This window comes from Candidatus Brocadiia bacterium, assembly GCA_041658285.1.
GTDB lineage: Bacteria > Planctomycetota > MHYJ01 > JACQXL01 > JACQXL01 > JBBAAP01.
This window is the reverse complement of record JBBAAP010000001.1, coordinates 71,738-96,272: the sequence shown is the minus strand read 5'-3', so window position 1 is coordinate 96,272 and position 24,535 is coordinate 71,738. Positions and strand designations below refer to the sequence as shown.

Sequence of the window (24,535 nt, the reverse complement as noted above, 5' to 3'; positions counted from 1 at the left end):
TTATTTGACAATGTTTAAGAAACGGCTATACTGCCCGCAGAGCATCTGTCGAAAGGAATGTTGTGGCGGCCTTAGTAAATCTATAACTATATAACTCTGTAACTGGCAAGGCGTGTGCCACCGGAATAGTACGGCGTAGGGGAAATAAAGGGAAGCGTCCCCAATATCCAATATCCCGTCTAAAGAGATTTTGTTATGTCCGTTCGAAACTTTAACGTAGGTGGCGAAGTAAAGGTTATTGATTAAAATGAAATCGATTCTTGAATTAACTGATATTGAAGCTAGAAAGTTTTTATTAAAACAGGAGAGCTACTGTAGTATCGATCTCCCTGTTTATTACTCTTTCCAGCCGTTACTTGATGCCGTTTCTACTGCAATTGATAATAAATCGCTCTCAGATTTTTATGGGACTTATTCTGAACAGGAGAATAAAAAGGATAAACCAACACGACCTTGCGATTATGAAAATTTGAACTATATGTTGCTGGATAATAAAGATGGTAAATATGCATGGCGCCCTCTTCAATTAATTCATCCTGCGATTTATATTGATCTTGTAAATAGGATGACGAGCACTGGCAACTGGGCTTTTATCACTAAGAGATTTGAACAGTTCAGGCAAAATAAACAACTGCTTTGCATAAGCTTGCCCGTTGAGTCCGAAAGCGAAAAATCTGATAAGGCCTCTTCGGTTGAGCAATGGTGGTTAGAGATAGAACAGCAATCTATTGAGTTAGGGCTGGATTACGAATTCATACTACATACAGATATTTCTAATTGCTATGGTTCGCTTTATACACATTCAATAGCGTGGGCTTTACATGGTAAAGATGAAGCAAAGAAATATAGAAAGGATAAAACATTTATTGGTAATGTTATTGATGAATGCATTAGAAATATGGCGTATGGCCAAACCAATGGGATTCCACAAGGCAGCGTTTTAATGAATTTTATTGCTGAGATAATTTTAGGATTTGCCGATTTACAGTTGGTGGAAAAAATCAAAAACCAAAACATAAATGACTACAAGATTTTACGATATCGGGATGACTACAGAATTTTTACAAATAATCCACAGGATACAGACTTTATAGTTAAGTATTTGACGGAAGTTCTAATTGACTTGGGGATGAAATTAAACTCTAGCAAGACAATTGCTTCCAGTAATGTAGTAAGAGATTCCTTAAAACCGGATAAGCTTTACTGGATGAATCAAAAGCAATTATCAAGCAACTTGCAGGAAGAATTATTCATTATTCATTCTTTGTCTGAAAAGTATCCAAACTCTGGCGTATTAGTCAAGCTTCTTTTAAAATTCTTTTATCGAATAGAGAATATAAAAGAAACAAGAGAACATTTATCAGTGCTAATTAGCATCATTGTAGACATTATGTTAAAAAACCCAAGAACTTACCCAACAGCGACAGCCATTTTGAGTAAGTTAATCAGTTTGCAGGAGAATAATGACGTTAGGCTAAAAATGATTAAAAAGGTTAAAGCACGTTTCGATAAAATTCCTAACACAGGCTACCTTGAAGTTTGGCTACAACGACTAATTTTAAAGTTAGATATGGATATTATTTTTAAAGAAAAACTTTGTGAAAAGGTAAATAATAATCAAGCTGTTATTTGGAATTCGGAGTGGTTGAATACTAAATTAAAAAATCTAATTGATAGTCATAGTATCATAGATTCTGACAAAATAGATAAAATGGATAAAATTATTGATCGCACAGAGGTTGAATTATTCCAATCTATCTATTGGGAATCTTAATTAACGGGTAAGTAGGGACACATCCCACGCCGGGTAATTCAGTAATTTAGCCCATTCCCGGTCAACACTTCCTAAAAAAACTTCACAAAATCCACATAATAAATGAACTTTTTCCCAGATTTTACGTTTTAATCCGGTGACACACACCTAATTTTGTAATCCGCTTGTCAGGCTCATTTCCGGGCACTGTTTTCGGCGAATAAGCTCTTTTTTACCCCTAAATCCTAATATAACGCATATTCAGACAGGGAGGGGGGGGGATACCACCCCTATATGGTAGGGGTATAGCGTATGGGTTATAGTACCCTAGAGTATGGGGTATAATACTAGGGGCTAAGTAGTATGATACTAGGGGCTAAGTAGTATGATACTAGGGGCTAAGTAGTATAATAATAAGGGCTAAGTAGTATGATACTAGGGGCTAAGTAGTATAATAATAAGGGCTAAGTAGTATGATACTAGGGGCTAAGTAGTATAATAATAAGGGCTAAGTAGTATAATAATAGGGGTTAAGTAGTATGATAATAGGGGCTAAATAGTATGATACTAAGGGCTGAGTAGTATTATAACAAGGGCTAAGTAGTATAATACTAGGGGCTAAGTAGTAATATACCCCACCCCTTGATTGATTAACGCCGGTTTTCCCCTGCTACCGTACTGCTTGCGTTCGGCCTCGGCCAGGCAGATGCTGAGTTTGAGGAAGAGCGGCTTCTGCAACTTTATGTTATTCATAAGCGTAGGATAGCATGGAATGGAATTAAGTCAAGTTTTGAGGAGAGAGACGAGCGACAAGATAATTACAGTTGCTTGGCCAGTTGCCTGGCGGCCAGAGTGGGATTTTTAGCGGTGAGGATGCCGGTGGACACGGCTATGCGCAGGGGCTTGCGGCCTGGATCGTTTGGTCTTTTTGCCCGGGACTGCTGAAACGAGTTTGTTGGCTTCCTCCAGCCAGTTGAGCCGTTCCTGATAGGTGCTTTTGAGATAGTCGTTGAGGTGTTCGCTGGGCGTAATTCTGTCTTCGTGGTTTTTTTTCATCGGCGCCTCTTGATTTTTATTATTTCCTTCAGGTTGGCGACATCAATCCGGTCCTGCGGCCGGCCGGCCTTTTTCTTTAATAGTATCAGATGGTTGATGGACAGCACCGGTATGGCGATATTTTTTATTCTTATCTTTTTTGCCGCTTTGGCCATCCGGTCAAATCTGATGGGCTCTTTGATAAATACGTCAATGGTTTTTAGGTGTTCTTTGGGATGGAAGAATGAGAAAACCTTCATATTTTTGGTTTTTATCCATTCCTGCCTTTTATTTTCATCCTTGAATTGCTCTTTGGTCACCGGCAGCCGCGGTTGATATCCCAATTTGGCGATGGCATCAAAAAAGCGGTCTATATTTTTTTCTGACAGGTGGATGGTGATATCCAGGTCGGCGGTGAATCTGGCAAAGCCGTGTAATACGGTGGCCACGCCGCCGGCTACTAAATATTCAACCCCGGCTTTGTTGAACGCCCTGAACACTTCTTCGTAAAACATATAACTTTTTTATATCAAATACCTCTCGCCGCGTCAAATTTAATCTCAGCTTTGTGGTGGGCCCGAGCGCTTGTATTATTCAGTTGCTTGGCCAGTTGCCTGGCGGCCAGAGTGGGATTTTTAGCGGTGAGGATGCCGGTGGACACGGCTATGCGCAGGGGCTTGCGGCCGTGGGCAGATTTGAGCTGTCCGATATTACCCTTGTTTATGCCGCCTATCAGGAAGTAGGGGATTCTGAGCTGCCGGACGGCCTTGCCCAGGTAGCCGTAGCCGTTGGGCTCGAGTCCGGGTTTGGTCGGTGTCTTATAGAACGGACCGACCGAGATGTAGTCGGCGCCCTGCCTTTGGGCGGACAGCGCTTCTTTGATATCGTGCGAGGTGGCGCCGATTATCCGGTTGACGCCGAGTATTTTGCGGGCCTGGCTGATAGCGATGTCGTCCTTGCCCAGATGCACGCCGTCGGCGTCGGACAGCAGCGCCAGGTCAGCCCGGTCGTTGATGATGAAGAGCTTGCGGTATTGCCGGGTGATTTGGCGCACTCGTTTTGCCAGCGACAGCAGTTTGTCGTCCATCAGGCCTTTGGACCTGAGCTGGACCATATCTACTCCGGACCCGTCTGCGTGCGCAGTCCGGGCAGGCCTGAGCAGTCCGGGCAGTTTGTTGATATCCTTTTCGGAGATGAGGAGATAAAGCCGGGTATTTGCCAGCCAGAGGTTAGGATGGAGCACGAATCTGAATGATTGTTCCAGCTGGTAGGCTTGGAACCTGAGGGCTTCGACCCGGCGGGCCAGCCCGGGCAGGTCGGCCTTGAGGTATTCGATGATGGAGCGGAGCGATTCCTGCAGGCGTTTGAGGTTGCTGGTGACTATTTCCGGGTTGGTCTTGGATCCGGCCGGGTTGTCCTTGCCCACGTCGGCGCTGATATCGCGCGAGGCAATCAGTCCGCGCTCGAGCGGTTTCATCAGCCGGACCAGTCGGTGCCTGATGCCGCGGGCCGATTGGTAGAGCGGTTTGTCGTCCAGCCCGAACCGGGCGTAGTCTTCGATGACCCGGGTGGCCTCGCGGGCGCGGTTGTAGTTGACGTCAATGATACGGTAGAGCATAAGATTCCGTAGCCACAGAGGCGCAGAGGGCACAGAGAGCATTGATAATAAGTAATTTTAACAATATAATTTTTAATTCCCCGCTCCGTGTGCTCTGTGTCTCAGTGGCAAATTTTACGATTTATGGTAGCAATTACTGGTTGGTTGTCAATTCTTTGTCGCAGGAATAGCAGATGAATTTGACGCCGGGGTTGAAGAGGATGACGTTATAGCTATGTCCGCATTTGGGGCAGGTGATGAGGTGATGCCCCTGGAATTCAGATATTTTTTGGACGTTTTCCTCGGTCAGGAATCCTTTTTTGACCATAATCTCGCCCAGCCGGAGCGGGTAGTCGTCGGCCATTTCCAGCTGGACGCCCAGGCATTCGTCCACGTGTTTTTCAGAGGCAAAGCCCAGGCGCATGGCAATCTTGCCGAAGATGTTGTCTTCCTTGAGCCGGCGCGCCTTGATGGCCTTGGTCTCGATGCTGCGTTTCTGGAGGTCTACAAGCGTCTGGTGCTGGGCCGGGGTGATGTAGTTCTTTTCCAGGAGTATCTGCCCGAGCGCCCGCCATTCCTTGAGGTTGCGCTGGAACTTGACGCACTCGGCTATCTGCTCCTGGCTGACCATCTTGGAGCGGATGGCGATGTCGCCGAATATTAAATCATCTTTTTGTGCCATAAACCGCAAATACTCTATTAAGGACTGATTTCACAAATCCTAATTTAATTAACCCGTGAAAGTTTTGCAATATTTTTATAGTTTCCCGGCCAGCCATAGGTTCAGCCCGATGATGCTTTTGGCGTCTTTTATCCGGTTTGTCCGGAGCATCCGGCTGATATCACGGCTGGTGAATATCCGGCAGTTGATGTATTCATCGGCATCCTGGGCGGCTTTGGTCCTGGACTTGGCCAGTCCTTTGGCCACGAACAGGTGTATCCGCTCGGTGCAGAATCCGGGACAGCTGAAGAAGGTGAGCACTTTTTTCATAGTCCGGGCGGCGTAGCCGGTTTCTTCAATCAGTTCGCGCCGGGCGCAGCGGGCGGGTGGCTCGTTTTTGTCCAGAGTGCCGGCCGGTATTTCCCAGAGCGCCTGTCCGGCGGCGTAGCGGAACTGGCGGACCAGCAGGACTTTGTCTTTTCCGATGAGAGGTATCATGGCGCTGGCGCCGGGATGGACCACGGTGTCGCGCTCGAAACGATGGCCGTCCGGTCCGGTCAGCCGGCTGTTGACCAGGCTGAATATCCGGCCGCGGTAGATGGTCTGGGCGGAAGATATTTTATAGGCCATTGACTTCTCCGAACTGGGTCTGGTAAAGCCGGGCGTAGAGCCCGTTTTTCTGGAGCAGCTCCTGATGCGAGCCCTGTTCCATAATGGCGCCTTTTTCCAGGACGATAATCCTGTGGGCGTTCTGGATGGTGGACAGGCGGTGGGCGATGATGAAGGTGGTCCGCCCCTGCTGGGTAATCAGGTTATGCAGGGCGTTTTGGACTATTTTCTCCGATTCGGTATCCAGCGCCGAGGTGGCTTCGTCGAGCAGCAGGATGGACGGGTTTTTGAGTATGGCCCGGGCGATGGCCACGCGCTGGCGTTCGCCGCCGGAGAGCTTGACGCCGCGTTCGCCGATGACGGTGTCGTAGCCCTGAGGCAGTGTTTCGATGAAGTCGCCGATATAGGCAGAGCGGGCGGCGGATTTGATTTCGTCCTCGGAGGCGCCGGGCCGGCCGTAAGCGATGTTCTCGCGGATGGTCGAGTTGAACAGGAAGGGCTCCTGGCCGACGATGGCGATGTGTTTGAGGAGCGAAGCCAGTTTTACGTTGCGGATATTAAGGCCGTCGACGGAGACGACGCCCTGGGTCGGGTCGTAGAATCTGGAAATCAGGTCGAGCAGGGTTGATTTACCGGAGCCGGTAGGGCCGACCACGGCGATGATTTCTCCGATTTTGACCTTGAGGTTGATATCGCGCAAGACCGGTTCGCGGTCATAGGCGAAGGAGACGTTATTGAATTCGATATTATTGCTGAATGATTTCAGTTCGGCGGCATTGGGCGCGTCGACGATTTCCGGTTTCAGGTCCATCATCTCGAAGATGCGTTGCGCGCCGCCCAGCGAGGCCTGGAGCGAGCCGTAGGTTCGGCTGATGATGCGGATGGGTTTGAAGGCGAGTATCAGGAAAGCAACAAAGATAAAAGCGGTTGTTATTTCCAGCCGGCCGGTTTGGAGGACGTAAAAGAACCCGTAGGCGGCGCCCAGCAGCAATAAAGCGCCGATTAGTTCGGTAGCGCTGAGGAGCATGGCAATGGCCCGGGCCACGCCGAGCGATTTGCGGAAGAAGCCCATATGTTCTTTGTTCAGGTCCTGTTTTTCCTTCTCCTCCATCTGGAACGATTTGACCACCTTGATGCCGGTGAATATCTGGTGCATTGATTCGGTCACCTCGCCCAGCTTGACCAGGCTCTTGTAGCGGTACTTGCGTATCTGGCGGCTGAAGGCGACGATGGGCAGGGCGACCAGCGGGACGCCGATGAGTATTAACAGGGTGATTTGCCAGTCCAGGACGAACATATAGCCGAAGGTCATTAGTATCATAATGGGTTGCTGGATGAAATCGCCGAACAGGAGTTGGAGCGCGCCCTGGGTGATGGTGATGTCGTTGGTCATGCGCGAGAGCAGGTCGCCGGACTTCTTGTCGTGGAAGAACCTGATGGACAGGTTCATAAGGTGTCCGCAGACCTTGTTGCGGATATCAATGACAATCCTGAGGGTTATGTATTCCTGGAGGTATTCCTTGAGGTAGTTGAAAATGACCACCAGGATAGTCATCAAGAGGTAGATGATGGCGGTGTTGATAAGTGTTTTTTCAGGCGAGTCGCCCTGGATATAGGATTCGAACGGTATGGAAAACTTGGCTGTTTGTGCGGGGTTGAGAGCGCTGACGTCCGGAAGGGCGGCGCCGGCTGCGGTCTTGGTCTTTAAGACGTCGCTGATGGGTTTTATAAGGAGAATCCGACCCTGGGAAAGCAGTCCGTAGAATATTATCGAGACCATGGTAACGATAATCAGGGCCCAGTAGCGTCGGGCAAAGGGGTATAACTGGGCAATCAGCCTGCGAGAGTTATTCAGATTCATATTAATATGCGTTATTGCGGGTTAGCCAGCTTTTCGCATTCCGCTTTTATCGCCTGGATACGGACTTTTGGGTCGGGCAGTATTGCGGGGTTATCCAGAAGTTTTTTGCTTTCGGATATGACCATCTGGTAATCAGTTTTGAGTTTCAATATGGACAAGCGCTCTATCTGGATGTCCCACCAGTCGTTGGAATCTACTTTCAGGTCGGGCAGGATATCCAGGCAGGTCTTTATGGCCGCGTCGTGTTGCCCCAGGTTTTTATATGATTCAATCAGCATATTGGTGAATATGAGTTTTTCCGGGTAGGCCTTCTGGGCGTCCTGGAGATGGGGGATGGCTTTTTCGTAGTATTTAAGCCCGACCAGGATGCGGGCCAGCGGCGCCTTGTTCTTGACCAGCCGCGCTTTGGCGTCATCGGCTTGGAGCGCCGGGTGGGCTATGATTTTCTGGTATATTTCCATGGCCCGGGTGAGCTGGTTGGCCAGTTCAAGTTTCTGGCCGATTTCTTCCATCAGGTCGAGGTTGTCGGCGATAATGGCGTTGACGGCGGCCCAGGCGGCGGAGGCTATTTTTTCATCCGGGTCGCCCATAGTTTGGAGCAGCGGGGTGATGGCCGAGGCGTCCTTAATCCGCCCCAGCGCGCCGGCGGCCAGCTGGCGGGTACGCGAGTCCTTGTCGGACAGCATTGATTTGACCAGATCCGGGATAGTTTCCTTATTGGACATCTTGCCCAGCGATTCGGCGGCTATTTGGCGGACGTCCGGGAATTCGTCAGACAGTAACTTGACCAGCTTGGGCGCGTATTCGGGCAGTCCCATCCGGCCGAAGCTGTTGGCGGCTGACCAACGGACGTTCTTGCGGGTATCTTCCAGGTAGCGGGCGATGATTTCGGCACTGGTCGGGTCCTTAAGGTTGCCCAGGAGTTCGATTGCGGCCCGGGTGATGTTCTCATTATTCTTGATTTCCGGCAGTGCCAGGTATTCGTGGATGGTTGGTACGGGCTCGCGTGATTTTATTTTATCGAGTGAATCAAGTATGATTAGGATGGTTGGTTCCGGTTCGGACTTTAATCCGAGCAATAACGGCGCGACCGCAGTGGGCGTGGCAATCCGGCCGAAAACCGCATAAATCTTATCGCGTATGGTTTGCTCTTTGGCGCCGGACAGGATGTTGGTTAGTGAGGGAACGACCTTTTCATCGCCCAAATCGCCCAGAAGCGCTATAATCTGTATGCGAATGTCTTCTTCAGCTTTGGCATCAGATCGGGCTGGGATAGGCTGGTTTATTATTTCAACTAATTTAGTAATCAACTGCTTGGTTACTTCTTTATCCAGTGTTTTAAGCTGTTCGATGGCGTATTTTCGCATTAGGGGAGATTCATCGTCCAGAGCGGCGGTCAGGTATTTGAGGACTGTAATATCATCGTGCTGGGCTCTGGCCTGCTCGATGCGGATTTTCATTAGGTCCAGGCGCATGGTTGAAAGGGATGTTTTGAGTTGTTCGATCTGGGCGTCCTTCTGCTTGAGCATATCCAGCTGGGTAATGATGGCTAGGTTGAGCCACTGTTCGCGTGAGGCATATTTATTGTCGTTCCACCAGCCCAACCATTCTTCCTTGGTGTAGAAGGTCTGGAATGTTATGGCGTATAAAGTCCGGTTGATTTCAGTGTTGAGGTCGGATTTCTTGTTGTTGAAAAGTCCAAGCAGGAACGGAACGCTCTTTTTGGTTGGAGCATAGGCCAGGCCACGGACGATTTGGCTGCGGATGATTTCGTCTTTGAGCGGTTGGTTAAGCGATATAATGAGCAGGCGAGCCGATTTTTCAGGATCAGCGAATCTAAGCGAGTCGTAAACTAACGGCAGGATAGGGGTATTTGCCCGGTCAAGTAGCCCGACGATAGGTTCAAGGAAGCGCTCGACCGTTTTGGCCCGGGCCTCTGGTTTATGGGTGCCGTTTTTCTTGCCGTTGGTGGTCAGCGCGGTCATTATGGTTTTTGCAGCTTCTTCGTTATCTCCTTTGAGACCGTTCGTGATTATTTTAGCCGAGGTTTTATTATCCAGATAAAGCAGGCGTTCAGCTGCAAAGAGTCGTTCTTCCGGTGAAGGCGAGACCAGTTTCTGTTTTAGATGTTCTATTTCGTCATAAGTTGAAACGGGCTGGATGTCGTCTGTCAAAGTTGTGCCTTTGCTGTCAAGGGTTGGATTTGACGGAAACTGTAATTCGTAACTTTTGCAGGAATTAAGGGCTATCAATAATAGGGCAAGCGCCGATAGTTTTTTGTACATAAACGTAAAGTTATTTTATCCGTTCATAATTGGTTGTCAATACAAAATAATAATATTTAATCGGCAAAATAGGCGTTTATATGGAATAGTTTGCATAGTTCAATTTGATAGGGTTAGCCAGTGCATTTGCCGAAATATATATATGGTGGATAACGAAGAAATAACGCAGGGTGGTATTTCCCATGTTCGGGAGCTGGGCAAGGACTTGCTGGGCTATCTTCCTTCCAAAATAGTGCCGCTAATTACCAGTTTTGTTGCTACGGCGATTATTACCAGGATGATTAAGCCGGATGACTATGGGTTGCTGACCTTAGTTACCGCGACCGTTACTTTTGCCGGGACATTGGGTTTTGATTGGATAGGGTATTCAGTCTGGCGGTATTATGATCAATATAAACAGAATGATGAACTATCCCTGTTTATGGGAACGATTATTAACCTTAATATTTTGATGGCCGGTATTGTTGGCGCCATTATTTATGGGATGGCCTTATTTTATAGCAATGATGTCAGTTTCAGCCAGCTTTTGAAAATTGCTATATTGTTGTTAGTGACTGGGCGGATTTATACATTTATAATTTTCATATTTCAATTGCAGAGGAAGCCCTTTAAATACAGCCTGTATTCCTCAATCGTAGCTGTGTTGAATGTGGTATTTATCGGCATATTTCTTTATTACTTTTCGGCCAGGGTGGACAATATTATTTATGCGGCTGTTATTGCTAACGGCATTGTATCCATCCCGGGGATAATAGATCTTTATAGGAAACTCAGCGTAAAATGGTCGTCTTTTTCCGGGCGTATAGTAAAACAAGTGGTTTTGTTTGGATTGCCGCAATTAGGGACTTTATTAGGGGCTGTTTTACTTTCTCTGTCTGATCGCTTTATGATAAATTATTATTCCAGTACTGCTGATGTTGGTATCTATAGCGCTGGTTATAAAGTAGCTGAATTTTGCCTGAATTATGCATATAACTTTTTACTTTTGGCGGTTATGCCCATAATCATCCAGACATATGTAAAACATGGAGAAAAGCTTGTCAGTGATAAGTTGAAGATGTTTATTGGGGTTTATCTTATGATTTTGATCCCGGCGGCATTCGGCACAATTGCTGTTGGGCAGGATATTGTGAAGATAATGATGGGCATTGAATACCACGGCAGTTACATTGTATTGCCGTGGGTGGTTGGTGGCGTATTCTTTTTCGGGTTGAGCCAATATTTTACATTGCCGTTACAGCTAAAGGAAAGGCCCTCGATTATTGCGATATTGATATCCGGCGCGGGTGTTCTTAATATACTGCTTAATATGGTGATGATACCAAGATGGGGTATCATCGGGGCTGCGGCCGCGACACTGATTGCTTATTTTGCGTATGCGGTTACTTCGTATTGGATTAATAACAAGGTTATTAGAATAAGGATACCTTTAGATACATTGATAAAATCGCTTATATCAGCGGTGGTTATGTATCTTAGCGTAGATTTTGGCGTTAGTAAATTTATAAATCTAGGTTTGATACCTGGTTTGATTATAAAGATTATTTGGGGCGCTATTATTTATTTTGCGGTTTTGTATATTTTAAGAGAACCTATCATATCAAAATTGGCGTTTATAAGAGGCAAGAGTTCAGAATAAAATGAAACACCTGTTATTTAAGGCATTTAAAAAGACTTTTTATTTTTTTTCCGGATACGGTCTGACTAAATTCTATCCGATGTCGGTTATTTGGCCAAAGATATACCGCAAGATTGTGGCTAATGCGCATCCTGATTTAGCGGATGTTCAGGGGCATAAGATGTTTCTTGATCCGTATGATTCGCTTAGTTTATCCATGAATGGTGTATATGAGCCGCTTGAAACGAGTATTGTTAAACAGTATGTGAAAAAGGGGGACATTGTATTAGATATCGGGGCGAATATCGGATATTACACCCTCCTTTTCGCGCGATTGGTGGGAGATGAAGGTAAAGTCTATGCTTTTGAGCCGGAACCGGATAATTTTGAATTACTCAAGAAGAATGTTGAGATTAATAAATATGAGAATGTGGTGTTGATTCAAAAAGCGGTATCGGATGTGGGCGGTAAGATTAGATTATATCTTTCCGGCGATAATAAAGGAGATAATCGGATATTTGATTCCGATGATAACCGGCCTTATATTGATGTAGATATGGTATCTCTTAGTGATTATTTTAGTGATTATAAGGGTAAAGTGGATTTTGTAAAAATGGACATCCAGGGGGCCGAAGGACGGGTAGTTAAGGGCATGATAAACTTACTTAATAACAATCGGCAGATAAAAATCATCAGTGAATTCTGGCCGGAGGGTCTTGATAGGGCCGGGACTAAACCGGAAGAATATCTGATGACATTAGAATCTTTTGGATTTAAACTTAATATCATAGATGAGGAACAGTCGAAGATTATTTCTATGGGTGTGGATGAATTAATCAAGATTTATGAGCGTCACGAAGAGTGGAATTTATTCTGTATTCGGGATTAGGTGTAAAAATATGGGGAATTAATAGTTTACTCGGTATGTTTTTTTCGTGTTTAAAGAAAATGGGGTATTTGAAAGGTTAACTAAATTGGAATATGTCGTTATGGCAGAGCGCATCCCGTAGAAAGTAATACATAATCGCATCTATAATATTATCGTTTTCTTATGAAGGTTTTATTTGTCACTTCGTGGTATCCCAGTACGGCTAGCTCTATCGCTGGTATTTTTGTCCGTGAACATGCAAAAGCAATTTCTTTATATAACGAAATAATAGTGCTTTATCCGGAAATTGCTTCGGCGAAGTTGCCCATATCGGATAGTATAGAGGATGGATTGCGTACCATTAGGGTATTTTACAGGGTTCCAATTAAATACACTACTGTTATTTCTCAATTATGTGCGGTATATAAAGCGTTTTGTTATCTTAGGAAACAGGGTTATATACCGGATATTATTCATTCAAATACTCACGAGGCTGGTATGGCTGGTTTGTTATTAGCTAAACTTTATCATCGACCGGGAGTGATTACTGAGCACTATTCTGGTTTTATTGGGCATTCTCAATTAACATTCCGGCAGAAGTTATTGGCCAGATGGGCGATGTTGCAGGCAAGGGTGGTTATGCCGGTCAGTAACTGCTTAAGAGATGGTATGATTAATTTGAGCATTAAGAATAAATTTTGTGTTATTCCGAATGTTGTTGACACGGGGATTTTTTTTCCATTATACAAGGAAGCAATGAATAAAGCGCAAAAGAGAATACTTTTTGTTGGGCTATTAAGGCCCGAAAAAGGGATAAATTATCTTTTGGAGGCCCTGTCAATTATTAGAATGAATAGGGATGATTTTGTATTGGATATCGTTGGTGGTAGTCCTGATTATATGGGATGTGAGGAATTAACTGCAAAATTAGGGTTGAAAGACAAAGTGCGATTCCATGGGATAAAGCCAAAGAATGAGGTAGCGGAATTTATGCGCCAAAGCGATTTTATTGTTATCCCGAGTCTTTTTGAAACATTTGGAGTTGTGACAGTAGAAGCATTGGCTTCTGGCAAGCCGGTTATTGCCACAACAACTGGTATTGCTCTTGAAGTTATAACCAAAGAGAGAGGCCTTTTAGTTCCGCCTGGAGATATCAATGCCCTGAAAAATGAGATTGAGTATATGCTTGACCATTTTAAAAATTACGATACAAAAGCAATTGCCCATTATGCCCGAGAGAAATTTAGCTATAAAGCTGTGGGGCATCAATTTGATATGGTTTATAAAAACTGCATAAAATAGCTTTTATGGTGGGAGTAATTTGATTGTCCGAATAGTTAAATAATATGCGTACTGACGTAGTTCATACTTTCGGAACCAGAATTGTGACTTTTATCATTAGCGCCGTTGCCTCCATTATTCTTGTACGTTTTTTGGGGGCCGAGGGTCGGGGGGTTCTAGGTGTGATTCTAATGACGGTTGGTATACTGACTATTTTAGCTGATTTTGGAATTACTTTTGCCAATGTTTATTTTACTACCAGGGAGAAACCATCTGTTTTGTTCTGGAATTCTTTGTCCAGCGGGATATTTATAGGTCTTATTCTGATTGGCGTGGCGAAAATTATTATATTAGTTATTCCCTCAGCATTCCGTGGTATTGAACATCATCTTCTTTTGTTGTGCGCTATTTCATTACCATTTATCCTGGTGACTACATATTTCAGCGGAATTATTAGGGGGTTGCAGGAGATAAAGGCACTTAATATATTCTCTTTTTTAAATACCATTTTTATCCTGTTGGCATACATAATTATTCTATCGTATTACCCAACTGTGAGGACAGTCATTTTGATAATACTAGCTTCAAATGTTTTTTTATTCCTAATGCATAGTATTTACTTATCAAGAAAAGTATCAGTAGGCAACCCTGTTTTAGATTTTAAGGTATTAGGGAAAAGTATTTCTTTCGGTGTTAAAGGTTATTTGGGCAATGTACTGCAATTTTTTAACTACCGGATTGATGTTTTGATTGCCAACTGGTTTTGCGGGCCGCGTTATGTGGGGTTTTATGTTGTTTCGGTCGCAGTGGCGGAATCACTTTGGCATCTTGGTAACAGTGTTTCATCGGTATTGTTCCCTTATGTATCAGCATGCCGTGATGATCGGGAAAATGCTCGGATTACCACAATCTACAGTCGGGTGACTTTTTATCTTACTTTACTGATGGCTCTTATTATAGCTTTTATCAGTCCATATTTAATTACTTTATTATTCGGAAGTGATTTTAGCGAATCGATTCTGCCGTTTTTACTGCTTTTACCAGGTGTGGTTATTTTTTCGTTTACCACGGTTATCGCAAGTTACCTGGCAGGAGTCGGATTACCGCATTATAATACAATAGTTGCGGCTGTTTCATTTGTAGTAACAATTATTTTAGATGTTATTTTGATCCCACGCTGGGGTATTAATGGAGCTGCTATAGCTACGTCAATCTCTTATATTACAGCAACTGTTGTTATAATTTTGCTGTATAAAAAACAAACAAAGATTTCACTGGGAGAGATTATTTTACCCAAGATATCTGATTTCCTGAGTTTACGCTCTGTTTTTAAAAGATAGGAACTAATTTTTATTCTTGAGGTAGCTAAAATATGTGTGGAATTTGCGGTATTTACTCTTTAGATAAATCTGGCGTTAATCAGAGTTTGGTTAAACGGATGAACGACCAGATTATACATCGAGGCCCTGATGATGAAGGCTATTGGCTTTCGCAAAACAGCGTTCCATTTATCGCTTTGGCCAGCAGGCGGTTATCAATTATTGACTTGTCCGCGGCCGGACACCAGCCAATGGCCAATGAGGATAAAACTCTTTGGATAACTTATAACGGGGAAATTTATAATTACTTGGAACTAAAACAGGAGCTGGAAAATTTCGGGCATAAGTTTAATTCTGACAGTGATACTGAAGTCATTCTTCATGCTTATGAACAGTGGGGAACCGAATGCCTTAGGCGTTTTAATGGAATGTGGGCATTTGTGCTATGGGATAGCCGCAATAAAAGATTATTCTGCGCCCGGGACTATTTCGGAATTAAGCCGTTTTACTATTACCACGATAAAAATATTTTTGTATTTGCTTCTGAGATCAAGGCTATTTTGGCACACCCGGCTGTTGCTAAAAAGATTAATCATGAGATATTATATGACTACCTGACTACCGGTTATGTAGACCATTCCGAGGATACATTTTTTGCCGGAATAAAACATCTTAAATCTTCGCATTATATGCTGATAGATAGTAAAAATAATGCTACAATAAATAAATGGTGGAATATTGAGGCGGGTGCCATAGGAGTTATTGATAAAGGTGCGAACGAGCATGATGTCGTAAGCAATTTTCGCGATTTACTTGAGGATTCGGTTAGAATAAGATTGAGAAGTGATGTTCCTGTGGGGACATGTCTTTCGGGTGGGCTTGATTCTTCATCAATTGTTTGTCTGATAAATCGTCTATTGCTTCAGCATAAGGTGGTTAGACCGGAATTAATAGGGGCGCACCAGAAAACTTTTTCGGCTTGTTATGATGACAAGCGTGTGGATGAGCAGAAATTTATGAATATGGTAATTCAGCAAACCGCGGCTGAAAGCCATAAGACTTTTCCTAGCAGTAAAGAGTTGTGGAATGATTTATCTAAGCTGATCTGGCATCAGGAAGAACCATTCAGATCTACGAGTATATACGCACAGTTTTGTGTGATGAAGCTAGTATCTCAGAACAAAGTTAAAGTCCTTCTGGACGGTCAAGGGGCCGATGAGCTCTTGGCCGGGTATTTCAATTATCCGGCAATTCTGTTGAATAGCCTTATTTCTAAAGGTGATTTGTCAAAGGCTTTTTACGAATGGCGGCATAGCATTTTTTCAACCCCATATCAAAAAGTTAAGTTATTACTTTTTATCATATACAGTCGGTTACCTTCAAATTTAAGGAGTTTAGCTCGTTCTTCTCTGGCGGCATTGTATCAGGAGTCATCTGTAAAAAGTAAGCCATTTGCGGTGAGGGAAGATTGGGCGATAAAATTCAAGGGGAGAATTAACAGTTTTTATGAAGCACGGTATAAATATACGAATGATTTAAACCGGACTTTATATTCGGATACTTTGGAGTATGGATTGCCTGCACTATTAAGATATGAGGATAAGAACTCATCAGCATTTTCTTTAGAGGCGCGAGTTCCTTTTCTAGATCATCGTTTTGTCGAGTTTTGTTTCTCGTTATCATATAATTATAAAATAAGAGATGGTTTAACCAAGTGGATTTTGAGAGAATCCATGAAAGGTGTTATACCTAAGGAAATAGCCCTACGCCGGGATAAAATAGGTTTTGCAACGCCGGAAGTACAGTGGCTGGCTGAAAACCGGGATAACATAAAGAATCTTTTTAAAGGGAGTAAGGTTTTATGCGGTGAATTTATTATGCCCGATAAAGTGTTTGGGAGCATAGACAGCATGCTTTCACGGGATACGATAAAATTTACTGATATTTGGCGTTGGGTTAACCTGGAAATGTGGCTGAGGGCGTTTTTCGGATAGCTATATTGCCGTATTGTTCAGGTTTGAAATATATGGAAACGATTAATTGCATATTGTGCGGCAGTAATCAGTTCATTACTTTGCAGAAACCCAGTCCTTACGGTATGGTTAAATGCCGCCGATGTGGCTTAGTGTTTCTTAATCCAAGGCCGGATAGGGTCGAACATAAAAAGTTTCACAAGGATAGCTATTTTGAGTCATATTACGCCCAGACCATAGATAAATTTTATACGGAACAAAATGAGCTTTATAAACGGATTGCTCAACTTAATCGTCAACGATTGACTTTGGTTAAGGGGTATATAAATAATGGTAAATTGCTTGATGTAGGCGCTGGGCAGGGGATGTTCATTAAAACGGCTCATCACCAAGGATTTAATGTAATCGGAACAGATTTAATGGATGAGGCGCATTCGTATTTTAAATCTATTGGGTTGGATTACCGTATTGGATACTTAGAAGAACTTAAATTACAGAAGGAATCATTTGATGTGGTTACGATGTGGCATTCTCTTGAGCACACGTTCAATCCGGCCTCAACCTTACAAGAAGCTCATCGAGTTATCAGGAAGGGCGGATATTTGTTCATTGCCGTTCCTTCCTTTAATACGGGACTATCTTACCTGAACTTGGTTTTTAATAGGCCTTTTTTTAGTGAGAACTCGACGGAAATTCATTATTTCTATTTTACCGAGATTACTTTAAGGGGGTTGGTGGAAGCATCAGGTTTTAAAGTATTAAGAATACAGCCTGACATTCGTATTAACCTCAAGTCAAGCTGTCGGAGTACGTTAGGTGCAATGCTTGATGGTTTAGGCAAAATCACATGGTTTTTATGTGGGGATAGGCATAATGAAAGTATAATCTGTTTAGCTCAAAAGTTTTGATTATGATAAATTTAATGTACGTTGTTGATGACCTCCGGCTTGGCGGACCGGTAATCTTCAGCACAGTGCTTAAATATTTGGATAAAACAAAATATCGCATAACTGTTTGCTGTCTTTTCGGCGGGGGGGAACTTGTGCCGGAGATAGAATCTTATGGAATCAAGGTGCATGTTTTGGGTTTTCGAAGATGGAAGCCGTGGTTAATTCTTAAGCTGGCGTATCTGATGCATCGATTGGATATACAGATTGTTCATACTCATCTTTTTGCTTCAAATATGATTGGCCGGATTGCGGCTTACTTAGCCGGTGTCCCGGTTATTATCGCTCATATGCGGAATACAACCCAGATGATGAATAGAGTTCAAATGATGATAGACAGGGGATTATCTGCTATAACAACCAAGATTATTGTAATTGATAAGGAGGTCCTTAACTCTGTTGTCAAAGACGAAAAAATACCGGTTAATAAAATAATTTGTATTCACAATTCAATTGATGTCGGAAAGTTCAACCCGGATATAAAAAGAGCTGACGACAATTGCATAACAAAAGTAATTGGTAAAGGTAAGTTTTGTATCGGGATGGTTGCGGGGCTTTCACCCATAAAAGGGCATGATTTTTTATTGCAAGCTATGCCTGGAATACTTAAATGCATTCCAGATGCCCATTTGGTATTGGTTGGAGATGGACCATTGCGTCATAATCTGGAAGATGAAATATTAAATCTGAATATCCGCGGAAATGTTTCGCTTTTAGGATCGTGCAGGGAAATACCTCAAGTAATCAATCAATTTGATGTTATTGTACATCCTTGTTTAATAAAGGGAATCCCAAAATCAGTTTTAGAGTCAATGGCAATGAGGAAAGCCGTTGTTGTTACTTTACTTAGTGAGTACCCCAATGTTATCGTTAATGAGCAGACCGCTTTGCTTGTGCCGCCTAAAAGCCCGCAGGCAATTACAGATGCCGTTTATAGGTTATATAAAGATCCTGGTTTGCGCGCTCGTTTGAGTTATCAAGCTTACGAAAGAGTCAAAGAGTATTTTAATTATCCGAGAATGATTAAGGAATTGGAATCACTTTACGATAATTTATGCAAATAGATAAAATATTTTTGTGTTATAAATGCCACAACAGGATGGAATTGATTGATCCCAAGTTTACTGATTTTGGTATTGAAGATGGCAGATTCTTGTGTGTAAGCTGCGGGACAATATATCCTGTGAAGGATGGAGTAATTGATGCTTCTAATGAGAAGCATCAAAGAGGTCAAGGTTCAGTCTCATGGGACCGCGATAAGTTTGAGGAATTTTATTCCAAAAGAGGGTATTATGAAACCGCGGCCGAATGGGTGCAGCCATTTGTTCCGGATTTTGTTCAGGATTATCGTTATTCGCGTATCACGGGGCGGATTTTGGAATGGTTGCGCCCTCAACCAGGTAGTAAAATACTTTATGTCGGTTGCGGAGTAGGGTGGTTATTTTTTGAAATACTGAAGATATTCCCGATGCAAAATCTGGAATTTTTTGGTTTAGACGTAGTTTACAGTAATATTCGTAACCTTATTTACCGTAAAAAAAAGGAAGGTAGACCCAATATTGTCGGTATTGTCGGCGATGCCCAAACTTTGCCGTTCCCTGACGATTCATTTGATATTGTGGTTTCCTCGGAAGTACTGGAGCATATTTATGATAAGCAGGCCGCGATTAAAGAAATATATCGCGTGCTTAAGCCGGGCGGACGTTTCATATTCTCGACGCCTTCGCGTGAGGCCATATTCTTATGGCAATGGATGTTTGCTGTTCCGAGATTTCTAAGAGATCTATTAAGGGGTTGGGTTAAGGGAGATTTAGTTTATGATGAACCGATGTTTCGCCGGGTATTCGAATACTATTTGAAATCAGCGGGATTTTTCCGTCTTAACCTGGAACAGAATCTCTTTGTTCCCCACGAATGTTATTTCCAGTATTTTCCGGCTTATTTCAATAGATTATTGGTTAAGATCGGGATTTTTACCGAAAAATATTTATTAAGGGTTTTTAGCAAATTTGGCCTTCACTTTGTCGGGCAATACCAGAAATAATTCGGTTGCTTATGAATCCGAAAATCAGTATTATAGTTCCATCGCTTGACGGTTATCGTCAGGGTAATGTTCCCCGGTTGGTGAGTGCGCTTAAAGAGCAGACCATTTCTGATTTTGAATTAATCATAGTCAAAGGTGAAAGACCTTGCGCCCGGGCGCATAATATCGGCGCCGCTAGGGCGCATGGAGAAATATTAGTCTTTTTTGACGATGACATAATCCTTGGGAATAATAGCGTAATCGAGAACCTGATTAGACCGGTAATTCACGACAGCTCCATAGGAATTTCAGGCGCTTCGCAACTGGTTCCTCCTGATGCCAACCGTTTCCAGAAGCGATGCGCCGAACAAATGGGGCGTTTCCAATTTCCTGTCATAAAAACCATCAGGGATTCTGATATGGCTACTCACGCCGGTATGGCCATAAAAAAAGATGTCTATATGAAAGTAGGGCAGGAGAACGAGAATCTTATTTACGGCGATGACCCGGACCTGCGGGCCAGAGTCAGGAAAGCGGGCTATCGGGTTGTTATAGTCCCGGATACATGGGTGTTCCATCCGCCTCCTGAGAACTGGCGGGTTTTGGTAAAAACCGCCTTCCAGCGCGGCAAAGGGTCGGCTATTGATTTTTGGTTTCATCCGGACCTGGTTTATGACACGCCGACGGGTGAAGTCACGGATTTTGTCCCGCGCCACAGCCTTGTTTACAGGTTATTCCGCGGTTTTGTACAAATCTGCTCCGCGCTCATTAATTTTAAAGCTATTTTACTCAGTGTGAAAGTATTATATGCGATAGGTTACGCTTTAAGCTTGGGAAGCCTAATATTGCGCTTAAGACGAAATAATTGACAGTAATTTGTATTAATAGTATATAATAATCAATGTTTAGGGTAAATATTTTAAATCAGAAAGAGGTAGTTTACGAAGGGCTGGTCGAATCAGTCTTTCTGCCGGGCGAAGGCGGTGAACTGGAGATACTGGCATTTCATATGCCTGTCGTTTGCACCCTGCGGCCGGGCCGAATCAGGATAAACGACTTGTTTTTTGATGTCCGGGGCGGTATTGCCCGGATGGACCAGAATAACGAATTGCTTATTTTGACTTATTGATAAATTATTATGCATCTGGGCAAGGTTGTAACGGTAACATTGATTTTAATGATTATTACGCTGGTATCGTCGTTCATTATTGCCATAATCGGTTATACCAGCATTAATGCTTTGGGTAAGAACCCATCGCTGGCGTCCCGGGTAATGCTACGGATGTTCCTGTTTTTAGTCATAGCCGAAATCGGCGCTATCGGGGCGTTATCACTGGTGCTTAAGGTATTCAATTAAATTATATGTCATTGGAAAAAGCAATCGCGACGATCCTGGTTTTGCTGACTGTTACCGTCGGGCCGTCATTTATCATCGCCGCGGTGGGCTATGCCAGCATCATGGCGCTGGGCCGTAATCCGTCCGCCGCTCCGAAAATACAGATGGCCATGCTTATGTGTTTTTTGTTCGCTGAAAGCATTGCGATTATCGCGCTGCTGGTAGTGTTTAATTTGTTTAAGTAATATATGGATTTGAATATTATTATACCGATTGCTATAGGCTTCATCGTGATATTCGGAAGCTTTGCTCTTTTGTTCCGCAACTATCTCGCTTCCCAGTCCAATATGGCCATCCAGAAACTTCAGCGGATTAATGAAGAGAACCTCCGGCGTGAAGTGGACCTTAAAAAGAAGCTTGACGATTCAGAAAGGGAATACAAGAAGAAAATAGAAGAAGCCGTCAAAGAAGCCAAGCGAATAATACAGGAGTCTGAAGAAAAGGCGTTGTCGGATAAAAAGCGCGTAATAGAAGACGCCAACCACGAGCGCGAAGCCATCCAGCGCGATGCCCGTGAAGAAGTCCAATCTATAAAGAGGGAATCCAGCGTTGAGATAAATAACCAAGCGCTTATTGTGGCGGCTGAATTATTTAAGCGCTCAATAGACCAGGACATAGCTTTGCTCATACATAACCACCTTATAGGCGAGGCGGTTGGCGATATTTCCCATCATAAAGGGCGGAGTCTTTCCGACAGTGATCATGCTGAAATATTTTCCTGTTATCCGCTCTCGCACGAGCATAAGGAGTCGCTTCAGAAGGCGCTTTCGACCGCCGCTCAGAAGGATATCACTTTGACGGAGAAAAAGGACAGTAATCTGTCAATCACCGGCGGGGCGGGCATTTACATCAAAATTGGCAGCACTATTATTGACGGAACGTTTAACAGCCTTTTGAAAAAGACAATAACCAAGATAAAGGAAGAATAGCCTTTTTTGTATGCCCATTGAAATTAAGGAAGTTGGAATAGTCAAAGATATCCGTAAAGGGATAGCCCGCATAAAGGGCCTGCCTTCCTGCATCAATTCCCAGGTAGTCTACTTTGCCAGCGGTGCCGCCGGTATTGTCACCGGATTTGATGAAGAAGAAGTCCACGTCCTGGTTTTGGGTGACGAAACTTCTGTCCGCTCGGGACAGGAGGTCACCAGCACCATCGAGCCATTCCGTGTTCCGGTAGGCGACGGTTTTATCGGCCGGGTAGTCAACGCCATGGCCGAGCCCATAGACACTAAAGGTAAAATCAAGCACAGCGGCTATGGTCCTTTGTTCCAGGAAGCGCCTCCGGTCATCGACCGGGTACCGGTGGAAGAAGGGTTCCTGACCGGCATAAAAATACTCGACTTGGTCATCCCCATCGGCAAGGGCCAGCGCGAACTGATTCTGGGCGACCGGCAATCCGGAAAAACAACCATAGTTGTTGACAGCATCCTCAACCAGAAGGGCAAGGATGTTATTTGCATATATTGTTGCATCGGCCGCAGCCACGCGTCATTGATGAAGACGATACAGATTCTCCAGGAACGCGGGGCAATGGAATACTCCATCATCGTTGCGGCCAGCGGCGCGGATTCTCCCAACGCCCAGTATCTGGCGCCATATACCGCTTGCGCTTTGGGGGAGTATTTCATGCACCACGGCAAGCACGTGTTTATCGCTTTCGACGACCTCACCCGCCACGCCTGGGCTTACCGCCAGATTGCTTTATTGCTGGAGCGGGCGCCCGGTCGCGAGGCCTATCCGGGCGATATTTTTTACATCCATTCGCAGATGATGGAACGCGCCGCCAAGCTAAAGCCCGAACTGGGCGGCGGCTCGATGACGTTTTTCCCCATAGTCGAAACTATCCAGGGCGATTTTACCGGATACATCCCGACCAACCTTATTTCCATAACCGACGGGCAGATTTACCTGTCCACCTCGCTTTTCCAGGAAGGTTTCAAGCCGGCTATCGACCTTGGTTTATCAGTTTCGCGTATCGGCAGTAAAGCCCAAAGCTCGGCTATCCGGGACGTGTCCAAGATGCTTCGGTTGGAATACATCCAGTACCGCGAACTTCTCAAACTGACCCGTATCAGGACCAGGTATTCGCCCGAAGTCGAAGCCAAGCTCAAGCGGGGCAGTGTCCTGCGGACCCTTTTCATACAGGACAAATACCACCCGCTCAGCCTGGAAGAAGAAGTAGTCTTCTTCTACGCTTACCAGTTGCGCATACTCGATTTGCTCCATGCGGAGGAAGTCCAATACTTCGAAAAAAACGTATATAATTATATACGCGAAAAACACAATGACGTTTTAGCCAAGATAGCCCAGACCCAGAAACTGTCGCCGGAAATATCGTCGCAGCTTGACCGGATATTCATGGAGTTCTTCAAGTCGATAAGGAAATAATAAATGAGAACGCTGTCGGAACTGAACAACGACATATCATTCAACCGCGAGATGAACGAGCTGATGAACATCCTGCGCCAGACCGCGGTCATAGAATTCCAGGCTTTGTTCAATCGGCGCAAGGGCATGGGGCATTTCGAGAAATACGTCGGGCTCATCCAGGAATTCTTTAAAATAGAGGCCCTTAAACATAATCATCACCCGCTGTTCACCAACCCGAAAAACAAGGTCCTGGTAATATTCATTACCACCGATATGGGATTCCTGGGCGGGCTGAACACCGAAATAATCGAAACCGGCCTGCGCCAGCTGACCAAGCGCGATGAAGCCCATATCCTGGTCATCGGCGACAAGGGATATAATTACCTCGAGGACTTCGGCAAATCTTTCGATTACCTGGGCGGTATTTCCAACGAGGTGCGTTTCAACGAAGCCGAAAAAATCCGTGATTATGTCTACGCCTTTTCCATTAAAAATAATATCGGGCGCGTGATTATTTCATACCCCAGGTTCATCTCGTTCTCCCGCCAGGAAATAGATATGTTCACCCTTATTCCCTGCGGTTATCTTTTCGAATCCCAAACCGAACCCGGACAGGAGCCGAAAGCCCCGGTTACGCCGCGAACCGCGGCGCCGCGGGTGCCTTACCTGTTCGAGCCGTATCTGGACAAGGTTATCGACTACCTGATCCGCACCTGGGTCGGACTGAAGATTTACGATATCCTTTGGCACAGCAAGTTATCGGAATTCTCGGCCCGGGCCATGCATCTTGACTCCTCGATGGACGAGCTCAAGGAGATGAAGAAGGACATCCAGCGCCAGTATTTCAAGAGCAAGCACGAAATCGCCGACCGGACCATCCGCGATATCTTCGGCGGGCGGCGTATGATTATCAACCGCAAAAAGAACAGTAAATAAATT

The 24,535-nt window shown here is 44.5% G+C and carries 24 protein-coding genes; 16 read left to right on the top strand and 8 right to left on the bottom strand.

All coding sequences use genetic code 11. The features are described from left to right. Positions 1–247: 247 nt before the first annotated feature. The gene (locus WC980_00375; GenBank protein MFA5793513.1) at positions 248–1,774 is read left to right on the top strand and encodes an RNA-directed DNA polymerase; all 1,527 of its coding nucleotides are present in this window, start codon (positions 248–250) and stop codon (positions 1,772–1,774) included. 597 nt (positions 1,775–2,371) lie between these two features. Here the strand turns inward: WC980_00375 and WC980_00370 are convergent. From WC980_00370 to WC980_00335, 8 genes are all read right to left on the bottom strand, one after another. Further along, complete coding sequence (locus tag WC980_00370; protein MFA5793512.1) at positions 2,372–2,506, bottom strand: hypothetical protein; 135 nt, start codon at positions 2,504–2,506, stop codon at positions 2,372–2,374. Positions 2,507–2,614: 108 nt separating this feature from the next. Continuing rightward, positions 2,615–2,809 (bottom strand): hypothetical protein, encoded by a 195-nt coding sequence (locus WC980_00365; protein MFA5793511.1) that lies wholly within the window; start codon positions 2,807–2,809, stop codon positions 2,615–2,617. Further along, on the bottom strand, positions 2,806–3,303 hold the full coding sequence (locus WC980_00360; protein ID MFA5793510.1) for a hypothetical protein: 498 nt from the start codon (positions 3,301–3,303) through the stop codon (positions 2,806–2,808). Before WC980_00360 ends, WC980_00365 begins: the two co-directional genes overlap by 4 nt. A 14-nt stretch (positions 3,304–3,317) precedes the next feature. Further along, positions 3,318–4,406 carry a thiamine phosphate synthase gene (gene thiE, locus WC980_00355; GenBank protein MFA5793509.1) on the bottom strand — a complete coding sequence of 363 codons (1,089 nt, stop codon included), beginning with the start codon at positions 4,404–4,406 and terminating at the stop codon, positions 3,318–3,320. A gap of 133 nt (positions 4,407–4,539) precedes the next feature. Beyond that, positions 4,540–5,067 carry a hypothetical protein gene (locus WC980_00350; protein MFA5793508.1) on the bottom strand — a complete coding sequence of 176 codons (528 nt, stop codon included), beginning with the start codon at positions 5,065–5,067 and terminating at the stop codon, positions 4,540–4,542. A 75-nt stretch (positions 5,068–5,142) separates the two neighbouring features. Further along, positions 5,143–5,676, bottom strand: a complete 534-nt coding sequence (locus WC980_00345) for an NUDIX hydrolase (protein ID MFA5793507.1) — start codon at positions 5,674–5,676, stop codon at positions 5,143–5,145. Next, positions 5,666–7,516: an ABC transporter ATP-binding protein gene (locus WC980_00340; protein MFA5793506.1), complete on the bottom strand. Its 1,851-nt coding sequence runs from the start codon at positions 7,514–7,516 to the stop codon at positions 5,666–5,668. The genes WC980_00345 and WC980_00340 overlap by 11 nt, the downstream gene beginning before the upstream one ends. Positions 7,517–7,527: 11 nt before the next feature. Further along, positions 7,528–9,801, bottom strand: coding sequence for a HEAT repeat domain-containing protein (locus WC980_00335; GenBank protein ID MFA5793505.1), 2,274 nt, complete (start codon positions 9,799–9,801; stop codon positions 7,528–7,530). Positions 9,802–9,943: 142 nt separating this feature from the next. On the opposite strand from WC980_00335, the gene WC980_00330 reads away from it, so the two are divergent. The 15 genes from WC980_00330 (at position 9,944) to WC980_00260 (ending at position 24,532) form a co-directional block, all read left to right on the top strand. Continuing rightward, entirely contained in the window at positions 9,944–11,440 is a 1,497-nt protein-coding gene (locus WC980_00330; protein ID MFA5793504.1) for a polysaccharide biosynthesis C-terminal domain-containing protein, read from the top strand. A gap of 115 nt (positions 11,441–11,555) precedes the next feature. Next, positions 11,556–12,308 carry an FkbM family methyltransferase gene (locus WC980_00325; protein ID MFA5793503.1) on the top strand — a complete coding sequence of 251 codons (753 nt, stop codon included), beginning with the start codon at positions 11,556–11,558 and terminating at the stop codon, positions 12,306–12,308. 162 nt (positions 12,309–12,470) lie between these two features. After that, complete coding sequence (locus WC980_00320) at positions 12,471–13,589, top strand: glycosyltransferase (protein ID MFA5793502.1); 1,119 nt, start codon at positions 12,471–12,473, stop codon at positions 13,587–13,589. A 44-nt stretch (positions 13,590–13,633) separates the two neighbouring features. Next, the gene (locus WC980_00315; protein MFA5793501.1) at positions 13,634–14,908 is read left to right on the top strand and encodes a flippase; all 1,275 of its coding nucleotides are present in this window, start codon (positions 13,634–13,636) and stop codon (positions 14,906–14,908) included. Between the two features lie 32 nt (positions 14,909–14,940). Then, positions 14,941–16,881 (top strand): asparagine synthase (glutamine-hydrolyzing), encoded by a 1,941-nt coding sequence (gene asnB / locus WC980_00310; protein MFA5793500.1) that lies wholly within the window; start codon positions 14,941–14,943, stop codon positions 16,879–16,881. Between the two features lie 32 nt (positions 16,882–16,913). Then, entirely contained in the window at positions 16,914–17,768 is an 855-nt protein-coding gene (locus tag WC980_00305) for a class I SAM-dependent methyltransferase (protein MFA5793499.1), read from the top strand. Positions 17,769–17,770: 2 nt separating this feature from the next. Then, positions 17,771–18,871 carry a glycosyltransferase gene (locus tag WC980_00300; GenBank protein MFA5793498.1) on the top strand — a complete coding sequence of 367 codons (1,101 nt, stop codon included), beginning with the start codon at positions 17,771–17,773 and terminating at the stop codon, positions 18,869–18,871. A 35-nt stretch (positions 18,872–18,906) separates the two neighbouring features. Then, complete coding sequence (locus WC980_00295; protein ID MFA5793497.1) at positions 18,907–19,851, top strand: methyltransferase domain-containing protein; 945 nt, start codon at positions 18,907–18,909, stop codon at positions 19,849–19,851. Positions 19,852–19,862: 11 nt separating this feature from the next. Beyond that, positions 19,863–20,699, top strand: a complete 837-nt coding sequence (locus tag WC980_00290; GenBank protein MFA5793496.1) for a glycosyltransferase — start codon at positions 19,863–19,865, stop codon at positions 20,697–20,699. Between the two features lie 32 nt (positions 20,700–20,731). Continuing rightward, a complete protein-coding gene (locus WC980_00285) occupies positions 20,732–20,959 on the top strand; it encodes a F0F1 ATP synthase subunit epsilon (GenBank protein MFA5793495.1) in 228 nt (75 codons plus the stop codon). A gap of 9 nt (positions 20,960–20,968) precedes the next feature. After that, complete coding sequence (locus WC980_00280; GenBank protein ID MFA5793494.1) at positions 20,969–21,187, top strand: hypothetical protein; 219 nt, start codon at positions 20,969–20,971, stop codon at positions 21,185–21,187. A 5-nt stretch (positions 21,188–21,192) separates the two neighbouring features. Then, positions 21,193–21,411, top strand: a complete 219-nt coding sequence (locus tag WC980_00275) for an ATP synthase F0 subunit C (GenBank protein MFA5793493.1) — start codon at positions 21,193–21,195, stop codon at positions 21,409–21,411. Positions 21,412–21,414: 3 nt separating this feature from the next. Continuing rightward, positions 21,415–22,155, top strand: coding sequence for a F0F1 ATP synthase subunit delta (locus tag WC980_00270; GenBank protein MFA5793492.1), 741 nt, complete (start codon positions 21,415–21,417; stop codon positions 22,153–22,155). A gap of 10 nt (positions 22,156–22,165) precedes the next feature. Beyond that, complete coding sequence (locus tag WC980_00265) at positions 22,166–23,614, top strand: F0F1 ATP synthase subunit alpha (protein ID MFA5793491.1); 1,449 nt, start codon at positions 22,166–22,168, stop codon at positions 23,612–23,614. Positions 23,615–23,617: 3 nt separating this feature from the next. Then, positions 23,618–24,532: a FoF1 ATP synthase subunit gamma gene (locus WC980_00260; GenBank protein MFA5793490.1), complete on the top strand. Its 915-nt coding sequence runs from the start codon at positions 23,618–23,620 to the stop codon at positions 24,530–24,532. Positions 24,533–24,535: the final 3 nt, after the last annotated feature.

Excerpts from the sequence above, each read along its gene's own strand:
- WC980_00340 (MFA5793506.1), bottom strand. The coding sequence starts at position 7,516 with ATGAATCTGAATAACTCTCGCAGGCTGATTGCCCAGTTATACCCCTTT.
- WC980_00265 (MFA5793491.1), top strand. The coding sequence starts at position 22,166 with ATGCCCATTGAAATTAAGGAAGTTGGAATAGTCAAAGATATCCGTAAA.
- WC980_00300 (MFA5793498.1), top strand. The coding sequence starts at position 17,771 with ATGATAAATTTAATGTACGTTGTTGATGACCTCCGGCTTGGCGGACCG.
- WC980_00260 (MFA5793490.1), top strand. The coding sequence starts at position 23,618 with ATGAGAACGCTGTCGGAACTGAACAACGACATATCATTCAACCGCGAG.
- WC980_00270 (MFA5793492.1), top strand. The coding sequence starts at position 21,415 with ATGGATTTGAATATTATTATACCGATTGCTATAGGCTTCATCGTGATA.
- WC980_00365 (MFA5793511.1), bottom strand. The coding sequence starts at position 2,809 with ATGAAAAAAAACCACGAAGACAGAATTACGCCCAGCGAACACCTCAAC.
- thiE (MFA5793509.1), bottom strand. The coding sequence starts at position 4,406 with ATGCTCTACCGTATCATTGACGTCAACTACAACCGCGCCCGCGAGGCC.
- WC980_00375 (MFA5793513.1), top strand. The coding sequence starts at position 248 with ATGAAATCGATTCTTGAATTAACTGATATTGAAGCTAGAAAGTTTTTA.
- WC980_00280 (MFA5793494.1), top strand. The coding sequence starts at position 20,969 with ATGCATCTGGGCAAGGTTGTAACGGTAACATTGATTTTAATGATTATT.
- WC980_00305 (MFA5793499.1), top strand. The coding sequence starts at position 16,914 with ATGGAAACGATTAATTGCATATTGTGCGGCAGTAATCAGTTCATTACT.
- WC980_00285 (MFA5793495.1), top strand. The coding sequence starts at position 20,732 with ATGTTTAGGGTAAATATTTTAAATCAGAAAGAGGTAGTTTACGAAGGG.
- WC980_00315 (MFA5793501.1), top strand. The coding sequence starts at position 13,634 with ATGCGTACTGACGTAGTTCATACTTTCGGAACCAGAATTGTGACTTTT.
- WC980_00275 (MFA5793493.1), top strand. The coding sequence starts at position 21,193 with ATGTCATTGGAAAAAGCAATCGCGACGATCCTGGTTTTGCTGACTGTT.
- WC980_00360 (MFA5793510.1), bottom strand. The coding sequence starts at position 3,303 with ATGTTTTACGAAGAAGTGTTCAGGGCGTTCAACAAAGCCGGGGTTGAA.
- WC980_00290 (MFA5793496.1), top strand. The coding sequence starts at position 19,863 with ATGAATCCGAAAATCAGTATTATAGTTCCATCGCTTGACGGTTATCGT.
- WC980_00350 (MFA5793508.1), bottom strand. The coding sequence starts at position 5,067 with ATGGCACAAAAAGATGATTTAATATTCGGCGACATCGCCATCCGCTCC.
- WC980_00330 (MFA5793504.1), top strand. The coding sequence starts at position 9,944 with ATGGTGGATAACGAAGAAATAACGCAGGGTGGTATTTCCCATGTTCGG.
- asnB (MFA5793500.1), top strand. The coding sequence starts at position 14,941 with ATGTGTGGAATTTGCGGTATTTACTCTTTAGATAAATCTGGCGTTAAT.
- WC980_00345 (MFA5793507.1), bottom strand. The coding sequence starts at position 5,676 with ATGGCCTATAAAATATCTTCCGCCCAGACCATCTACCGCGGCCGGATA.
- WC980_00295 (MFA5793497.1), top strand. The coding sequence starts at position 18,907 with ATGGAATTGATTGATCCCAAGTTTACTGATTTTGGTATTGAAGATGGC.
- WC980_00370 (MFA5793512.1), bottom strand. The coding sequence starts at position 2,506 with ATGAATAACATAAAGTTGCAGAAGCCGCTCTTCCTCAAACTCAGCATC.
- WC980_00335 (MFA5793505.1), bottom strand. The coding sequence starts at position 9,801 with ATGTACAAAAAACTATCGGCGCTTGCCCTATTATTGATAGCCCTTAAT.
- WC980_00320 (MFA5793502.1), top strand. The coding sequence starts at position 12,471 with ATGAAGGTTTTATTTGTCACTTCGTGGTATCCCAGTACGGCTAGCTCT.